Genomic DNA, 17458 nt, shown 5'->3' with positions numbered 1-17458 from the left:
TTCCCCTCCCTCAAGGATACTCTTCTCCTCGCGCTATTTTGCCAATAATGGTTTATCCAGTTTTTCTTAAAATCTCTTGCCCCTCCTAACCATTTCATGGAATTCACATGACAACATTTCAAAGGACTCTGTTTTACGCAACGCAAAAGATCATGGATAAATCCATGCCTCCCCTCAATGATGGCATTTTATAGAGACAATAAGGATAAACAGCAATGAAGCAGAACAACACGAAAACCTTGCGAAAAGGTGCAATCTTCGCACTCCCTGTTTTTACATTCCATTTCTTCACGTAAGAATTCTCGCCATTCTTTTTGTGTACAAGTGTTTTTATTTTTTTCCAACGCTGTTGATGAACACTCAAAACGCTCTTTATCACTGTGATAAAGGACTGGATCAGAGAGCTCTTGTTCAATTTTTTTTATTTCATTTTGCAAAACAGTGATTTCTTCAGACAATTTTTCCAATGCCTACATCTGCTTATAGAACAATTTTCCCCGTGTTCCTTTCTCCCGCCCCCGTAAAACGACCCTCTGTTGATAAATCATTCACTCATTATAATATATTTATTCATAGTGATAATTTACCGTTATCCTTCTTAAATAAGAACTTCGACAATCGTAGGATTTCCTCATTTCAAATCTTCTTATTTTAAATCATAAAATTACATCTCTTGCACATCACAAGCTAGGTTGGCTTACAAGCGAGAAACGACGTAGAGATAAAAACTAAGAAAGACTAAAATACCTCCTATGAATCCAATCTTCTTAAACGCAAGAATTATCGCACATTAGAAGCTAAATAAAGTGCGTGATGGTGCCAGCATCCTTGCATACAGAACATTTTGACAAAACGACCGCACCAATAATTTTTTTTATCAAGAATTGTGCAAAAAAACCAAACATAAACAGTAAAGTTCGCTTCAAAAACCCCAAGAACCAGCGCCATAACTTTTAGTTGCAGTCAAAAGTGTGTCGCCAAAATCTGTTCTTTATAAATTTAATAACACTATAAATTTATGATACTGGCGTCGTCCTTCAATACACTTAAACACTCGACCTAAAGTGATGAGATAATACGAATCTCTTAAAATGCTTAGATGAATATTAAGACATTAACATGAACGCGCTTCTATTTCTTCGCGTAAAATTTCAAGTTCTAGCCATTCTTCTTGCTTTTGTGTGCAAGTATTTTTCTTTTTTTCCAACGTTGTTGATAAACGCTCAAAACGCTCTTTATCACGGCGATAAAGGGTTGGATCAGAGAGCTCTTGTTCAATTTTTTTTATTTCATTTTGCAAAACAGCGATTTCTTCAGGCAATTTTTGCAATGCATAAACCTGCTTATAGGACAATTTGCCTCGTGTTCTTTTTTCTCCCGCACTATCCAAACTGAGATCTGTTGATGGGACACGTTTTCCGTCCTCCCTTGCACGAGATTTTGAAGATGCTTTACGGTGCGATAATTCTATTTCTTTGCGTTGTAAACGGAGAGCCTGCTTATTTTGCGCCACCATATCACTATAGCCGCCTGCATACAAAACCCAATGACCATCGCCCTCCGGTGCCAACATATGCGTTACAGTACGATCTAAAAAGTCTCTGTCATGGCTTACCAACAACACTGTTCCCGCAAAATCAGCAATAAATTCTTGCAACAAATCCAAAGTTTCCATATCCAAATCATTGGTCGGTTCATCAAGAATTAAAAAGTTTGCAGGACGCGAAAGAAGACGCGCAAGCATGAGACGCGCTCTTTCTCCCCCTGAAAATTCTTTAAGGGGGGTGCGCGCTTGTTCCGGCAAAAATAAAAAGTCTTTCATATAAGAAACCACATGCCGTTCCTGCCCATTGATCACAAGAGTATCACCCCGCCCCCCTGTGAGATAATGCGCCAAAGTTTCTTCTTCATTGATAATGCGTTGCTGATCAAGCAATGCCATGGAGAGGTTATAGCCATGCCTCACCGTTCCACTATCCACAGCTTCTTGCCCAATCAATACGGAAAGGAGCGTTGTCTTTCCGATACCATTAGGCCCTACCAAACCGATTCGATCACCCCGCTGAATGCGTAAAGAGAAATCTTTCACAATAACGCGCTCACCATAAGATTTTGAAATTTTCTTTGCTTCGAGCACCAATTGACCAGAGTCATGACTTTTAACCGCGCTCAACAGTGCACTTCCCGGCTGCCCTTTATAAGTTTGATGACGCTGTCTTAAGTTTTTTAATTCGCTCAAGCGCCGTACATTACGTTTACGCCGTGCGCTCACACCATAACGCAACCATTGCTCTTCACGGGCAATTTGGCGCCCCAATTTATGCTGCTCGATGGCTTCTTCTTCCAGTGCTTTATCACGCCAACTCTCAAATTCTGAAAAACGCTTTTCCAGTCTTTTGGTTGTGCCACGATCAAGCCATACCGTTGAACGTGTAACATTTTCTAAAAATCGCCGATCATGGGAAATCACCACAATCGCTGAAGGCAAAGAAGACAAAACTCCTTCCAACCATTCAATGGTTGGTAAATCAAGATGATTGGTTGGTTCATCTAAGAACAAAATATCAGGCTTGGCTGCAATAGCCCGTAATAATGAAACACGCCTCTTTTCACCCCCCGAAAGCGTTTCTAATTTTTCCGACCCCGAAAACCCTAAATTTGTGCGAAGTGTATTGATCCACTGGACATCAGATGTCTCATTCAACCCCGCTTCCATATAAGCGTTAATATTTTCAAAACCTGAACAATCCGGATTTTGAGCGACATAACGAAGTGTTACCCGAGGGTGGCGAAAAATTTCGCCACCATGAGGCTCTAATATTCCTGCGGCAATTTTTAACAGAGTCGATTTTCCACAACCATTACGGCCCACCAAGGCGATACGTGCTCTCTGCTCAACCGATAAACATGCCTGGTTGAGCAAAGGCGTTGTCCCCACGTTTAAGAAAATGCGGACAAGCCGCAGCAATGGCACCGCCATTAACGAACGCGGCGCGGACAAGGTGCTTTATACATCACCCCTCTTGCATCACGGTAAGTACATAATTGTTGTACTGGGACTCTTTGCGCACAAGGTGCTTGGTAAACATGTCCTCTACGACCACGATACGTGCACAATTGTGATGCCTGTTTTTGTTGTCTTTTTTGATTTGCAGCCGCCCCTGTTACTGTTCCAGCCAAAGCACCAAATGCTGCACCAGTAAGCGCTGCTCCAGCAGTACTTCCACCAATAGCAGTCCCAGCCAACGCACCGATTGCTGCTCCCCCAACACCGTAACGTGCAACGCGTTCATCATTTGTCGTACAAGCCACCGAACTGAAACCAATCGCTGAAACGACGGCCACTTTTAAAATTGATTTTAACATATCAAAACCTTTCCTTCTCAAGATAAATACATAATATATCGTTTATGTCGGCACTTAATCACTAAGCCCCCCCCTGCCTTATTCAAAATATATCGGAAGAGCTTTACGGAATAGGCACAGACGCTAACAATATAGCTTTTCCAGAACCTAAATGGCAAGAAAAGGTTCCACAAATACGGTTAGAAAGTGTTAAAGAAGAGCCAAATGACACATTTTTATCACAAATTGGCCATTTTACTCCTTCAAGTGTTAAGCCTTGTAAGTCAGAAAAACCAATAAGACTAAACAAACACCCCTTAGGCAAATCATATGACACAAGTTTTGGCAAAACCGGCCACCCTTCTTCCAAACCGCTTGTCAACAACACTGAAATGCCTTTCTCAGCCATCATCAACGCTTGCGTCATATGAGAAAGGCTATGATCACTTCGCTCCCCTCCCAAAGCTCCACATAAAATAAGCTTTTTAGCACCATTTTGTAGCGCTCTTTCACAAGCCAAAGCACTATCTGTCATATCTTTATCAGAGGGAAAAACATCACGCGGAATATGGTTATATTTGTCTATCAAAGTCTGATCAGACGAATCAAAATCTCCCAGCCACAACTCAGGCTTCACATTAAGCGCGGCAGCATGACGCATACCACCATCCGCAGCAATCACTCGACTGTTTTGAATTTGATTAAGCAAACGATCAGTGATAAAAAGAGCGCCATTTAACAATATCGTAAATGTTGTCATACATATTTTGCCTTTCACAATTTTTTTTCTAGCATCCTTTTATCAATGAGAGCTATTTTTTATAAACGATAACCGTGATATAGCCAAACGAATCCTTATCTTTAAAGCTTCTCTAAAAAAACACACACGATACAAAGATACTCATGAAATTTGCCAAATTACACCACAGAACGAACCTACACCGCTATCTAACACACACCGCCTTTCAACGAAATTTTCTTTTTCGCTCTCCCCTGTATAAAGCAACTTTCATCAGTTTTATGCTTCTCCTTTCTGCTTGTCACACGCCCCTTTCCCAAAATGATAAGCCCTCTTCCAGTTCTTCTGAAACAATCAAACGTACCAACAATCACAATATCTATGTCACATTAAGTGCTCTGCAACACCCCCGTATTTTGCAAATGTATGGTGGCGTCTATCATAATGCGAAACTTGAACGCTTTTTAGCAAAAATTATCCGTAAACTAACAATTGCATCCCACCATTCTCATCAAAGCTATTCTGTAACAATTTTAAACTCAGAAAGTGTCAATGCATTTGCACTCCCCAATGGTTCGATCTACATCACCCGTGGTATGCTGTCCCTCGCCAATGATTCTTCAGAAGTTGCAGCAATTTTAGCCCATGAGATGGCACATATCAGAGCCAATCATGGTATTTTACGCCTGCAAAAAAAAGCCCAATTGAAGATGGCAAATCATACATCTCCACGTCTTCTTTCTTCTATGGGCAAAAAACTCCCCAATTCCATACACAACAAGCAACAACTCGCGCAATTTTCCCGCAATCAAGAGCTAGAAGCTGATTCCCTTGCCCTTGAAATGCTCCAACAAGCAGGATATGATCCATTTGCTTCACCGCGCTTTCTTCAAACAATGGAAGCCTATAGTGCTTTTCAGAATATTTCTGGCACCCAAAATGCTCCCTTAGACTTTCTAACCTCTCACCCAACCACCCCTCAACGTATTCGGCTTGCAATAGAAAAAGCACGTAAAATCAGTAAACAAAATAGTGGAAATACTGATCGTGATTCTTTTCTCACAAGCATTGATGGCATGACTTTTGGAGGAAGCTTTGATACAGGGTTTGTACGAGGCAACCAATTTATTCACCCACAATGGCGCATTGCTTTTTCTGTTCCCAACAATTTTACAATAGAACATTCAGCACAAACAGTTTGGGCCAGCGGACCAAATAAAATTGCGATTCGTTTTGATGCTGTTCCCTGCCTCACCGGAATGTCTGCAAGTGATTATTTGCAAAGCGGTTGGATTATCGGTCTAGACCCATCATCGATCCGCCTCCTCACAATTCAAGGGCGCCCCAATCAAGAATTTACGCGTCCAGGATTCACTCATCAAGGATACCTAGGCCAAAGTTTACTTGGAGCGCAAGCTCGTGCAACCCATGAACAATGGCAATTTGATGTTGTTGTCATTCTGTTCAATAATTATATTTTTCGTTTTCTGACAGCCGCCCCCTATAATTCTCAAAATTTTGCAGAGATTGCCAAAAAAACAGTCCAAAGCTTTCACCCTCTTTCAACTTCACAGTTAAAAAAATTAAAACCCTTAAAAATCAGTGTTGTCCGCGTTAAACAAGGAGAAAATGTTGCAAACCTTGCCAATAAAATGCAACACACACCAGACAAAGAAAAACTCTTTCGTATTCTCAACGCCCTCTCACCAACTCAAACTTTACGCGCCGGTACAAAAGTAAAAATTATCACCGAATAAGTTTCCTTTTTCATCTGCTACAGCCTTGATTCTTTTCTGTCCTTAATCACGCCCTCCTCCATATATTCGCAAATGAAGCTGGCTAACCCTCAACCAGCTCCATCATGCGCCCCACCGCCCGCATCTATATCCCCTAAAAAGTCTTTCACGGCTTATATATCGTAACGATCTTCTAAAATGAATCATAAGGAGAAGAGAGCGTATTTCTGCACAGACCTTCTCAAACCAAACTCACCCTGCAATCTCCCTCTGCTCATAAATACTGCTCACTGCCACCAGCAAGGGAGGCGTCTTACTTGATAAAGCTCGCAAACCCTTAACCAGAAGCTTCATCATGCCTTACGCCGCCCCGCGCCTATCCCCCCTAAAAAACCTTTCACAGCTTATATGTCATAAGCATCTTCTGAATGAACGGTCAGGAGAGCAGCACGCAATTTCTGCAAAGCCCGTGCTTCAATTTGGCGCACACGCTCTTTTGAAATTCCTAATTTTTCACCCAAAACTTCCAAAGTAGCCCCCTCTTCATTGAGGCGACGAAAGCGTATAATTTCCAACTCCCGTTCATTGAGAATTTGCAACGCATCGTAAAGCCATTGCGTGCGCCGTTGACCATCAATCATTTGCTCAATTAAAGCATCAGGAAGAGGACTCTCATCGACCAAAACATCCATCTTCGCAATAGGATTATCACTGTTCTCAGAAACAGAAACGCTCAAGGAATTATCCGAACTGGAAAAACGAAAATCCATTGTTTCAACATCGCGTACGGAAACACCGAGTTTTTCAGCGATTGTGCGAAAAATATCCTGTTTTGATAAAGCACTATCATCTTGCACCAGTTTTGCGCGCAAACGCCGCAGATTAAAGAAAAGTGCTTTTTGCGAAGAACTGGTCCCCCCTCGAACAATTGACCAATTTCGCAAAATGTAATCTTGGATAGAAGCCCGTATCCACCATGTTGCATAGGTTGAAAAACGCACTTCCCGATCAGGTTCAAAACGTGCAGCGGCTTCCAACAGTCCTACATATCCTTCTTGTACCAAATCCCCTAAGGGCATTTTAAAACGTTTAAAGCGGTTTGCAATAGCAATCACCAAACGCATATGAGCCGCCGCAATTTGATGCATGGCATCATCATCGCGTTTATCTTTCCATCGCAGAGCCAAATCATGCTCTTTTTGTCGTTCAAGATAAGGTGCTTGCATAGCAGAACGCATCATATTACGTCCTAAGCTTTTGTCTGCATCGCTATAATTTTTGCTGCTTTTATAAACAGCATTTGAAAGATTACCCATAATAACCCCTTGCGATTAAAATTATCAAAATTGATTTGGCAACGACATCATTGTTCTTTCTCAAAAAGAACGCAAAAGTTGTCTACTTCTGCGCTCACTACTTTAGCGTGTAATTTTATAATCGCAATTGTTTTTTTCATTATCAGGGTAAAACTTCTTCTCATAAGACACAATTTCACTTGCAAAACGCCCCTGCAATATGCCTTTTAGCCTATGAAATATTTGAAAAAAACTTTCTCTTCACTTTTCATGACAAAACAGCAAAAAAAAATAAAATGATCAGACAAAACACATGCTGTTTTTTTGATGACCGATTCCGTTTCCTTGTAAGTTTAAAAAATCTATTTATGCTTTCAGCTTTTTATGCTTTCAGCTTTACAATACAACTAATAAGTGTAATCTACAAACATAAAATATCCCAACTGAATGAAAACTGAATAAAAAAGAAGCATTTAAGTTTTAAAGGCGCAAAAAGAAACATCAAAAAGCGACAAGAGTGATTGAAGCAAGCGCAACAAACGTGTTAAAGAGCAGCATTATGGAGTTGTCGCAAAAGGCTTTTTACCAGTGTCGCACTGAGAAAGAAAATGATCATGGATAGCAAGATTGTTCAACAGAATGAGATTCTTCAGGATGATATTCTCATTGAAAAATACGGAAGAGGTAAATTTGAAGGTTTTCGTTTTTATGCGAAAAAAAACAATAGCGATCAAACAGCTGAGCAGCAATGTTCAATAGAGAATGAAAATTTGATTCTTGCGTTTTCCAAACGTGCAACACGTTTTTGTACTTGTGCAAATGGCGATTTTACCCTCAGTTCTGATGGCATTGTGCGCTGGATTGGTCAACCTGTGGGGCAACTTGTTGCCACAGAAGATTTTTTCAACCCCAAACTGATTGTTTTAGCAGACACACAACTCATCGGAGAAGCCCGCGACAACGTCGTAAAACGATTAGAGCGTTTTGTAACCTTTCATTTTGAAACGGCTTTAAAGCCCCTATTTGATTTGCGCAATGCTGATAATTTAACAGATTCAACCAACAGTCTTGCCTTACAACTGGTTAACTCTTTAGGGATTATACCCCGCCGTGAAGTTTTAGACCTTGTCAAAAACCTTGCGCAAGAATCACGTGCCGTGCTTCGGCGTCTAGGTGTGCGTTTTGGCGCTTTTCATATCTATGTTGCAGGAATGCTTAAACCCGCTCCGGTCCAAGCCATTACCCTTTTGTGGAATCTTCAAAATGCAGGACAAGACAAAAGGGGTTTGGTTGAAATTTTTACAGCGTTATCTGCTGGTCGAACCTCTTTGGTTGTTGACCCTACCTATAACCGCCAATTTTATCAATTAGCCGGTTACCGAATCTTAGGACAACGTGCTGTACGGATTGATATTTTAGAACGTCTTGCCAATCTTATCCGCCCCGCCCTTCATTGGAAACAAGGAAATGATCCCAAACCCGATGGTGCCTATGACGGCAAAAGTTTTTTTGTGACCCCTGCCATGATGTCCATTCTTGGAGCCAATGGAAATGATATGGAAGAAATTCTCAAAGGGCTTGGCTATCAATCATACAGCATAAGCAATACTGTGTTTGAACAAAATCTTCTTGCACACCAAGGCTCTTTTTCTGTCCATGCAACAACACAAGCAGTTCGACCAGCAGAATGCGTTGGCAGTCTATGGCAAACAATCAATATTTCAGAAACAACACAAGAAGAAAAGAATACCTCATCCTTGAATACTTTCTCCTCTTGTATTGAAAAACACGCCCATAACACCAATGCTTTACCAGCTGCTGAACCTGTTGGAAATTTTGCCAAGCCCACGCCTCCTACAGCAGAAGATAAAGTTATTTTATTATGGCATTATAGGCCCCCATTTCACCACCACACACAAAAAAAACGTGACAAATCTAGACATCAATGGAAAAATAAACCGGAGGGCGCTGTAAAAAAAGGGAACAATGCGCATGGAAATTCCCCTCAAGAAGCACCATCACAAACCAAACGTTCTCATAAGTTCCATAAATCCCAAGACAAGCGTGCGAATTATAAACCTTTCCAAAAAGAAAAGCGTCTTAACCCTGATTCACCTTTTGCAAAATTAGCTGTACTACGCGATCAACTCACCAACCATAAAAACACGCAAACACTTTCCTCTAAAGAGCATTAAAATAACAAATGGAGTTTGATCGTGACCCACGTAGTAACCGACAACTGCATTCATTGCAAATATACGGATTGCGTTGAAGTTTGTCCTGTTGATTGTTTTTATGAAGGTGAAAATATGTTGGTCATTCATCCTGATGAATGCATCGATTGTGGTGTTTGTGTGCCAGAATGCCCAGCAGAAGCCATTATACCTGATACAGAACCAGGACTAGAAAAGTGGTTAGAACTTAATCTTCTTTATGCAAACAAATGGCCCAATTTAACCACAAAAAAAGATCCTCTTCCTCAAGCAAAAGAAATGGATGGTGTTCCAAACAAACTAGAAAAGTATTTTTCAGAAAATCCAGGAAGTGGAGAAGAGTAATGATACAGTGTACAGCTTCCTCCTTCAACAATTGAAAGACTTCTTTTGTAAAAATAAAAAATCCTCAAGCGAAATGATTGATTCTTTTGAAGTTTGATGTTAGTGTTATTCTAACATGATCATCTTTCTAAGTATTTTTCTTTGCTTTTTTTAGTAAAGCAATGTATTTTTTTTGGATTTAAAAGTACTCGGCTTTTATGCTCACTTAATTGGTACAATATACTTGGTTAAAGAAAACTCAACCCTCAGGTTTATAACCTGTTTTCCGATGCATTTATTGATCATAAGGGAGTAAACTAAGATTATGGCATCCCAACATGGAACGTCCTCCAAGACTAAAGAATTTGCAACCTCTGAATATATCGTCTACCCTACACATGGAGTAGGGCAAATTATAGCGATTGAAGATCAAGAAGTTGCAGGACATAAATTAAAACTTTTTGTCATTCATTTTGCGAAAGATAAAATGGATGTCAAAGTTCCCATTGCAAAAGCCCTTTCCGTTGGAATGCGTAAATTATCTGCTGGTGATTCCGTCGAACGCGCTTTAAAAGTCTTACGCGGAAAAGCACGTGTTAAACGGACCATGTGGTCACGCCGTGCTCAAGAATATGATGCTAAAATCAACTCAGGAGATCTTATTTGTATTGCTGAGGTGGTCCGTGATCTTTTTCGCTCTAACCTACAACCTGAACAATCCTACTCTGAGCGTCAACTTTATACCGCTGCTCTTGAAAGAATGGCCCGCGAAATTGCGGTTATTAATAGCCTTTCTGAAACAGAAGCGATTAATCTCATAGAGATGCATCTCTCCAACAAGCCGAAACGCGAATTTAAAACGGAGAGAGAAGAAACCGTTGAAAACAGCAAAGCTGTCTACGCTGCATAATACATTCTTTCATAAAAACAGAATATTTTGATAAAACCAGCTCTTTGCTGGTTTTATTTTTTTATCATCCTCTACACTCTCAAGGATAAAGTTTCTTAAAGCACCCATAAACAATCTAACTTTTTGATAAATTCGACCCCGCCGCCGCCTCATGCGCTTTACTTCACAGCCAGCGCATTGATGAATCATCATCATGCATCATTTTTTATCTTTAATCATAAGGCTGAATACAGGAAGACTCTCTCACATGAAACCATTGAATGACTTCCTTACACGTCCCATATAATTCAAGATATTGATTTATAAAAAGATCGTTTTTTATATTCAATTAAAATCCCGAAGATCGCAAAATTCTTTCACTCCAAATCTATTCCATGTTGAATCAATAAAAAACACTCGCTTACCCACGACAAGCGGAAAAATCATGTGAGTAAAAGCTTTACAAAAAAGGCATGCCTCTTACGAACCATTCAACAGCTCTTGGCTTTTGAAACATTGAGAGATGGCAAAGTGTATAATAATTGCTGGCTTACACTTTTATGAAGCCTAAAGAGAGGGGCAATAAATTTCATAGTATTCCCTAGGGCTTTATCGTTATACCCTTCAAGAAGTACCGTCGCAAAATGGGCTGAAAAGCACATTGAGAGAGGTTTAAAAAAAAACACGTGGATGTACAACACAAGTATATTTATATTTCTATATTCCGTTTGGGGCGTTTTATTTTTTATAATGCTCATGATCCCATAAAAGAACGATAAAAAAGTATGAAACAAGCCATAATCTCCAATTTTTTAAAAGACATTGCCATAGATGTTTTAGCCGTAAAACTGAATTAAAAATGAAAGTTGGTTTGCACTTTTACAGCTTTTATATTCTTTCCAAATGAGGCCGCCTTCTTATTTTAGAAATGACACAAAACAGAAATACACCAATACCCCGCCCCGATTTAGCATACAAAAGTTAATACAGCAGCCCTTATCCGTTTCAATCTTTATCTCACACATAACTACAGCATTAGGACTAGATGCTGATTTACCAGCAATAGAAAAAGTACATGCTCTCTGAAGGAAAATAACGTCATAAGGTTACAACCATACCAGCGATAAATGAGAAAGATATTCCAGCTTTTGATCAAACTCTCTGTTAAAAAACAATGATACAATTGGCTTTGCGTGTGCTTAGCATGATAGGCGTTCGTTCATATTCTTTGTATCACTATGCATAAGATCAAATTGATCGTGATATCTGAAAAGTTATGAGCTCAAAAATATGAAAAGAAAGCGTGATGCTCATAAAAAAATCTCATGCGCCTTTATCATCAAAAGCACGAAAGATTATTGAATAAGTCCCCTTCTGTCTTACAATAGTTTTTTCTGCTTATAAGATCCCAACAGCCATTGAGTCCTCAATGCTTCAACACCCTTCCATTTGAGCGTGTCCATTATAGGTATTTTTCTTTCTTATACAATTTTTACCCATAGGCCAAAGCCCCGCTTATAATGTGTAAGCAAATAATTGTTATTGATTCAGCGTAGAACAGATTTGAAATGAAAAAATCGAGGCCTTTCATTTAAGACGCAAAACAATGAATGATTTTTATAAATCAATGTTGTGTGGATATAAATCACCATTCTTTTACTGAGAAACGTGTGTTACACTATAAACTCTATGGATAAACCATTGGCTATTCATCACAAATTCTTAACAAACACACCTCATGCTTAAAGTATTGAATCAATTATCCTCAATGACGATATTTTACGGTCTCATAGAGCAAGAAATAGGTGCTCCCTTAAAGTATAGAATGAAGTGAGATACAAGTAGGATATACGGTTTTACACCTTCTGGCAGCATTAATTATTTTTATACTTTCCTTTTACCTTCCCTAGAAAGTAGCTCTTTAAGAATATTTTTAAGAAAAATGATTCTATGATTGAACAAGCTTATATCGATACCCACGCTCTTAACGAAGTCATCATAAAAGACACTGCACACCAACAATTCTTTATCTTCTCTCAAGAAAACAAGAAAATCATCCCCCACAATAGAATCACTTTGTCTACGGGAAAGCCTTACCCCCCATACCCTTCAAGGAACACAAAACACACACGACCATGCGCATTCACAAATGAAGCAAAAGAAACCTACCACTGGTAGAGAGATAAAATGCTAAAGTCTTAATCCCTAAAACGGAACGACCACACTACATTCCAGTTTTCAGATCAATGTGATGAGAGCGACGCAATTCAGCAGAATTCTTATCATCGATATAAGCCAGCGCCCTCAGAGCACCAGTCAAACGGCGCATACCTCTCTTTTGTGAAGAGAGGTAAAACGCTAAAGCCTTAACCACGAGAACAAAACGTCCACGGTACATTCTTGTTTTCAGATCAATATGATGAGAGCGACGCAATTCACCAGAATTTTTATCCTCGATATAAGCCAGCACCCTCAGAGCATCAGCCAAACGGCGCATGCCCCGCTTCTCAAAAGAGATAAAATGCTAAAGTCTTAATCCCTAAAACGGAACGACCACACTACATTCTTGTTTTCAGATCAATATGATGAGAGCGACGCAATTCACCAGAATTTTTATCCTCGATATAAGCCAGCACCCTCAGAGCATCAGCCAAACGGCGCATGCCCCGCTTCTCAAAAGAGATAAAATGCTAAAGTCTTAATCCCTAAAACGGAACGACCACACTACATTCTTGTTTTCAGATCAATGTGATGAGGACGACGCAATTCAGCAGAATTCTTATCATCGATATAAGCCAGCGTCCTCAGAGCACCAGCCAAACGGCACATACCCCGATTCTCAAAAGAGATAAAATGCTCAATCCTTAACCACTAAAACGGAACGACCACGATACATTCCGGTTTTCAGATCAATGTGATGAGGGCGACGCAATTCACCAGAATTTTTATCCTCGATATAAGTCGGCGCCTTCAGAGCATCAGCCGAACGGCGCATGCCCCTCTTCGCTGGAGAGGTTTTTCGTTTAGGTACAGCCATAAAAAGACACTCCAAATCCATTAAAACAGAAAAAGCAATGCCAAAGATGACAATGCTTTATTTAAAAACACCATAAAATTTGAAAGTGTTATACACTGATAAAGAAGAAGAGGCAATGTCAAAATGATCCTTCTCTTCCCAAAAATAACCTTCCTTTTATCAAAAATGGTCTCACAATACCTAAGTAAATATCACAAGCACCGAAAAATTTATGAGTTTTATACCCCAATGAAAACATTTTCATAGGACGAATATTTAATTTTTTATTTGGCATTAAAAGGGATTTTCGCATACAGTAGAGATACGCATAATAAAGAGAAGTTGATTTTTAATAAAAACCTACGCCAATTGATGAAAATAAGAAAAAGCAACAGCTTCTCTCTTTGAACTTCATCATTTTATTTTTGTAAAAACAAAGGAAGCAAGAATGCACGAATTTACCACCCTTCTTGCAAAACATGGCCACACCGTTGAAAGTCGACTGAGCACACTGTTAAGTAATCACATCCAAAATGGTGAAATTTCACGCCCTGAAAACTTAATCAAAGCCATGCGTTATGGGGTGCTGAACGGTGGGAAACGCCTGCGTCCTTTTCTTGTGATTCAAAGTGCTGCACTTTTTGATATCCCTGTAGAGCATTCTCTTGATGTTGCATGTGCCTTAGAATGTGTTCATTGTTATTCGCTCATTCACGATGATCTTCCAGCCATGGATAACGATACACTTCGACGCGGAAAACCCACTGTCCACATAGAATTTGATGAAGCAACAGCAATTCTAGCAGGCAATGCCCTCTTGACATTTGCCTTTGAAATCATTGCCCATAAAGCTGCTGCACTGTCTACAGATATAAGAATAAAATTGATCACCGCTCTTGCACAATCAGCCGGACTTGGTGGTATGCTAGGGGGACAAATGCTGGATCTTGAAGCTGAAAAAAAACCGCAAGAGAGTACTGACATCATCACACTACAACGCATGAAAACAGCAGCCTTAATAAGCTTTGCTTGCCAAGCAGGCGCCATCATTGGCAATGCCTCCCAAGAATTATTGACAAAGTTGACGGCTTTTGGGAGCTATCTTGGTTTAGCCTTTCAATTAACCGATGATCTTCTTGATGTCACCGCCAACACGCAAACCCTAGGTAAAACCGCTGGGAAAGATGAAACGGCACAAAAGGCAACTTTTGTTCGTCTTTATGGCATTGAAGAAACCCAAAAAAAGCGAGACGCGCTCATCACAAAAGCAGAAGCCCTCTTACACCCTTTTGATGATGCCAAAGCACTCCCCCTCCTACAAGTCGCGCGCTTTAGTGCGACACGCAAAAATTAACGTCATCCGCCCTTACATCCCGCCCTATTGTCCATATCGTACACCGTTCTCTTTGTTAAATATCCAAGAGATTTTTCAAAAAACATGACCATTGTATACTGTTGGTCCCATCATAAATGCCCATCATTAAATATGATCTGACAAACCTTAAGAAGGGTTTCATTAAAACAAGCGCATGAATTTATAAAACAAGTGTATTCTAGACATCCTATTTTGCATGAAGCACGCCTAAAGAACAAGAAAAAACGTCAAGAAACACGCATTCAACGCATTGATTTATAATATTAATTTGAAACAGCGCTTAATATCATAAGATTTTCTCATCACATACCCTCTCATATTGAATTCATTAAAATCTTTTGTCTGTCGTCATAAGCGAAAGCAGCGTTTGGGTAAAAGCAAAGCCGTAAAAAAGGGAGCAAAATTCCTCTTATGAACCATCTTAAGGACCAAGGGCTAGAACCCAACCAAGAACCCAACTACTAGGAACACGAATGATAGTACCGGTTTTCTCTTTCGAAAAATAGAACCGCTTTTACAAAAATACGGAATAATTTCAGTTTAATAATCATCACTATCGTCCTTTAATTTGTCAGACTTTTTATCGTATTTATTCAACGCATTGCATAAAAAAATTAAACAGAGCATGATGCTTGCGACAAAAAAATAAATCATTATTCTATAGAATATCTCCTCTCCACATTTAAAAGAGCAAGGATTCCTACCAATGCCAATTTGTAAATAGTCTGGATTCTTAAAGAAGATGCTTACAGCTGTTGTATGGTTCACGGACATAAAGACTCAACAAATAAGACTGAAGGATATCCACCACGCACGTAATACCGAATGTGTAAAATTTTAGATCTCTTCCCATCACCACGCCTCAAATGGCAGTATTTTACGGCATAATAATAAGGAGTTTTTCCAAGCCAAAAATAAATTTCTTCCCTCAAATGAAATTTTCTCATACGTCCCATAAAGATGAAGAGCATCATAATAACCGAACCGATATCCCTTGCCAAAGCTGGAAAATATGGCCATCAAAAGATAACCCGAATGTAAAAATATACAACAAGACCAAGAAAATATTACGATAATCGATTATACCATAGCCCCCAATCGCACCATAATCATTGAATATCTTTGCTCGCTCACTGTCATTTAGAAATTCCTCTTGGGTGCATCATATCCTATATCGTGTGGAGCTCTATGCAAACACGCCATAAAAACACAAATGTAATCATAAGTTACGATTCTCACTGAGCTTTTTTGCGCGTTCCTTCTAAAAAAAATACTGCCAATAAGTAAATCAATAAATAAATAGCAAAAATATAAACGAGAGAGAAAAAGCCAAATATATTGACCATAGATGCACTCATGTAAAAAAGCACCAAAAGGCTAAATCTTCCAACGGTTGACAAGAAAGACTCGTATGTAGCCCTGAAATGATCGCTAATACGATCATGGAGGATAACTTCCACACGAAGATAGGTGTACTTAATGAGATAAAAAACCATACAGACTAAAATGACAGCAATTTCTTTTCTTGGCTCAAAGAAAACCACTGTAAAAATCAGTGACGCTGAAAGAAACAGCAATAAAACAAAATTCACCCTTTCACTTAGTTTTGTAAAGAGAAAACTAGCCAGGAGCTGCGAGAGCAAAATCAGTGAAAATGTCACACCAAGATCAAAATAAGTGACATGAATATGATGATCTTTAAAGATCCACTGCCAATATTGCGAAAATATATTGAAAAAAATCAATGAAAAATAAAAGCATAAAGAGATATAAGGAACTTTAACAAAAATAGAGACCATCTCTTTAGCTTCACAAATGAGAGAATTTTTCTGAAGAGAATTTCCATGACTTGGTTTTCTCTGTCCTTTGAGGTCATCAAGAAAGAACAAACCAAAGAGTGTTGTCATCAACATTAAAAATGCCGCAATATACCATATATATTGGCTCGAATAATCAGCAAAATAGGCGCCAATTAAACTAAATATAAACATGCCAATGTAATTATATTGAGAACTTGATCCCAGCACCTTTTTAGTCGATGTCACTTTTGCTTTTGCATATTGCACAAGTAAAGCATTATAAGCCCCCGCAATCAATGTCAGAGACAAGGCATTAAAAGATTCTGCCAAAAGAAAACCGTAAAAGCTTGTAGAAACGCCCATGAGAAAGAGCCATGTGGCAGCAAAAGCCGCCGCCAAGACGATCGATATTTTATAACTTTTTCGATCAGCAAAATATCCCAGAGGAATATCGGTAACCATCATAATAAAAGCCTGAAATGACTTAATGATCCCGATATCAATAAGCGTTAAGCCTTTCTCCAGCATATAAAAGACAATAAAAGCGCCTGTTAAAATTCTTATACCGTTAAATAAAAAACCAAAGGCTAATATACTTGTCATTCATTCCCCCAATAACGCCAAAAAAGGCACCCGTATACATCATTTTAGAGCAATATAAAAGCTTACATTTTACGACAAATGGGGTAATAACCACCGTACAGATCTCCAGTCCTATCAATTTGAT

At 39.3% G+C, this 17458-nt stretch carries 14 protein-coding genes and 2 pseudogenes; 5 read left to right on the top strand and 11 right to left on the bottom strand.

Annotated features, from left to right (window positions below; genetic code table 11):
* Nucleotides 1-275: 275 nt before the first annotated feature.
* From PVV57_RS02425 to PVV57_RS02410, 4 genes and pseudogenes are all read right to left on the bottom strand, one after another.
* Nucleotides 276-515: pseudogene (locus PVV57_RS02425) on the bottom strand (ABC transporter ATP-binding protein); the annotation flags it as partial.
* Between the two features lie 599 nt (nt 516-1114).
* Entirely contained in the window at nt 1115-2980 is a 1866-nt protein-coding gene (locus PVV57_RS02420) for an ABC-F family ATP-binding cassette domain-containing protein (RefSeq protein WP_273783406.1), read from the bottom strand.
* Nucleotides 2980-3366 carry a hypothetical protein gene (locus tag PVV57_RS02415; protein WP_273718727.1) on the bottom strand — a complete coding sequence of 129 codons (387 nt, stop codon included), beginning with the start codon at nt 3364-3366 and terminating at the stop codon, nt 2980-2982. Before PVV57_RS02415 ends, PVV57_RS02420 begins: the two co-directional genes overlap by 1 nt.
* 103 nt (nt 3367-3469) lie before the next feature.
* Nucleotides 3470-4105: a thiamine diphosphokinase gene (locus tag PVV57_RS02410; protein ID WP_273718725.1), complete on the bottom strand. Its 636-nt coding sequence runs from the start codon at nt 4103-4105 to the stop codon at nt 3470-3472.
* A 143-nt stretch (nt 4106-4248) separates the two neighbouring features.
* Here PVV57_RS02410 and PVV57_RS02405 point away from each other — a divergent pair, with 143 nt between their 5' ends.
* Nucleotides 4249-5841, top strand: a complete 1593-nt coding sequence (locus PVV57_RS02405; RefSeq protein WP_273718723.1) for a M48 family metalloprotease — start codon at nt 4249-4251, stop codon at nt 5839-5841.
* A gap of 383 nt (nt 5842-6224) precedes the next feature.
* On the opposite strand, the gene PVV57_RS02400 is transcribed toward PVV57_RS02405, so the two are convergent.
* Entirely contained in the window at nt 6225-7136 is a 912-nt protein-coding gene (locus PVV57_RS02400) for an RNA polymerase factor sigma-32 (protein ID WP_273718722.1), read from the bottom strand.
* 593 nt (nt 7137-7729) lie between these two features.
* On the opposite strand from PVV57_RS02400, the gene PVV57_RS02395 reads away from it, so the two are divergent.
* From PVV57_RS02395 to PVV57_RS02385, 3 genes are all read left to right on the top strand, one after another.
* Nucleotides 7730-9310: a hypothetical protein gene (locus PVV57_RS02395; RefSeq protein WP_273783368.1), complete on the top strand. Its 1581-nt coding sequence runs from the start codon at nt 7730-7732 to the stop codon at nt 9308-9310.
* Between the two features lie 21 nt (nt 9311-9331).
* A complete protein-coding gene (fdxA, locus tag PVV57_RS02390; RefSeq protein ID WP_273718718.1) occupies nt 9332-9673 on the top strand; it encodes a ferredoxin FdxA in 342 nt (113 codons plus the stop codon).
* A gap of 304 nt (nt 9674-9977) precedes the next feature.
* Entirely contained in the window at nt 9978-10562 is a 585-nt protein-coding gene (locus PVV57_RS02385) for a CarD family transcriptional regulator (RefSeq protein ID WP_012232472.1), read from the top strand.
* 2203 nt (nt 10563-12765) lie between these two features.
* On the opposite strand, the gene rpmF (PVV57_RS02380) is transcribed toward PVV57_RS02385, so the two are convergent.
* The 5 genes and pseudogenes from rpmF (PVV57_RS02380) to rpmF (PVV57_RS02360) all read right to left on the bottom strand — a co-directional run bounded on the left by rpmF (PVV57_RS02380) (nt 12766) and on the right by rpmF (PVV57_RS02360) (nt 13578).
* The gene (gene rpmF, locus PVV57_RS02380) at nt 12766-12915 is read right to left on the bottom strand and encodes a 50S ribosomal protein L32 (protein ID WP_338070260.1); all 150 of its coding nucleotides are present in this window, start codon (nt 12913-12915) and stop codon (nt 12766-12768) included.
* Nucleotides 12907-13059 (bottom strand): annotated as a pseudogene (gene rpmF / locus PVV57_RS02375) (50S ribosomal protein L32); the annotation flags it as partial. The gene rpmF (PVV57_RS02380) and the pseudogene rpmF (PVV57_RS02375), both read right to left, overlap by 9 nt.
* A 40-nt stretch (nt 13060-13099) precedes the next feature.
* Entirely contained in the window at nt 13100-13225 is a 126-nt protein-coding gene (rpmF, locus tag PVV57_RS02370) for a 50S ribosomal protein L32 (protein WP_273783405.1), read from the bottom strand.
* 40 nt (nt 13226-13265) lie between these two features.
* Nucleotides 13266-13370: a 50S ribosomal protein L32 gene (locus tag PVV57_RS02365; RefSeq protein ID WP_273718715.1), complete on the bottom strand. Its 105-nt coding sequence runs from the start codon at nt 13368-13370 to the stop codon at nt 13266-13268.
* Nucleotides 13371-13398: 28 nt separating this feature from the next.
* Nucleotides 13399-13578 carry a 50S ribosomal protein L32 gene (gene rpmF, locus PVV57_RS02360; protein WP_005774555.1) on the bottom strand — a complete coding sequence of 60 codons (180 nt, stop codon included), beginning with the start codon at nt 13576-13578 and terminating at the stop codon, nt 13399-13401.
* Nucleotides 13579-14005: 427 nt separating this feature from the next.
* Between rpmF (PVV57_RS02360) and PVV57_RS02355 the strand changes: the two genes are divergently transcribed.
* A complete protein-coding gene (locus PVV57_RS02355; RefSeq protein ID WP_273718711.1) occupies nt 14006-14911 on the top strand; it encodes a polyprenyl synthetase family protein in 906 nt (301 codons plus the stop codon).
* A gap of 1256 nt (nt 14912-16167) precedes the next feature.
* Here PVV57_RS02355 and PVV57_RS02350 read toward each other — a convergent pair.
* Nucleotides 16168-17334, bottom strand: coding sequence for an MFS transporter (locus PVV57_RS02350; RefSeq protein WP_273783366.1), 1167 nt, complete (start codon nt 17332-17334; stop codon nt 16168-16170).
* Between the last annotated feature and the right edge of the window lie 124 nt (nt 17335-17458).

The organism is Bartonella sp. AU15XJBT, assembly GCF_028618615.1.
In the GTDB taxonomy this organism is placed as follows: Bacteria; Pseudomonadota; Alphaproteobacteria; order Rhizobiales; family Rhizobiaceae; genus Bartonella.
The sequence above is the reverse complement of the archived record's forward strand: the minus strand, read 5'-3'. Positions and strand labels throughout refer to the sequence as shown.

Excerpts from the sequence above, each read along its gene's own strand:
- PVV57_RS02420 (WP_273783406.1), bottom strand. The coding sequence starts at position 2,980 with ATGGCGGTGCCATTGCTGCGGCTTGTCCGCATTTTCTTAAACGTGGGG.
- PVV57_RS02415 (WP_273718727.1), bottom strand. The coding sequence starts at position 3,366 with ATGTTAAAATCAATTTTAAAAGTGGCCGTCGTTTCAGCGATTGGTTTC.
- PVV57_RS02410 (WP_273718725.1), bottom strand. The coding sequence starts at position 4,105 with ATGACAACATTTACGATATTGTTAAATGGCGCTCTTTTTATCACTGAT.
- PVV57_RS02405 (WP_273718723.1), top strand. The coding sequence starts at position 4,249 with ATGAAATTTGCCAAATTACACCACAGAACGAACCTACACCGCTATCTA.
- PVV57_RS02400 (WP_273718722.1), bottom strand. The coding sequence starts at position 7,136 with ATGGGTAATCTTTCAAATGCTGTTTATAAAAGCAGCAAAAATTATAGC.
- PVV57_RS02395 (WP_273783368.1), top strand. The coding sequence starts at position 7,730 with ATGGATAGCAAGATTGTTCAACAGAATGAGATTCTTCAGGATGATATT.
- PVV57_RS02385 (WP_012232472.1), top strand. The coding sequence starts at position 9,978 with ATGGCATCCCAACATGGAACGTCCTCCAAGACTAAAGAATTTGCAACC.
- PVV57_RS02365 (WP_273718715.1), bottom strand. The coding sequence starts at position 13,370 with ATGTGCCGTTTGGCTGGTGCTCTGAGGACGCTGGCTTATATCGATGAT.
- rpmF (WP_005774555.1), bottom strand. The coding sequence starts at position 13,578 with ATGGCTGTACCTAAACGAAAAACCTCTCCAGCGAAGAGGGGCATGCGC.
- PVV57_RS02355 (WP_273718711.1), top strand. The coding sequence starts at position 14,006 with ATGCACGAATTTACCACCCTTCTTGCAAAACATGGCCACACCGTTGAA.
- PVV57_RS02350 (WP_273783366.1), bottom strand. The coding sequence starts at position 17,334 with ATGACAAGTATATTAGCCTTTGGTTTTTTATTTAACGGTATAAGAATT.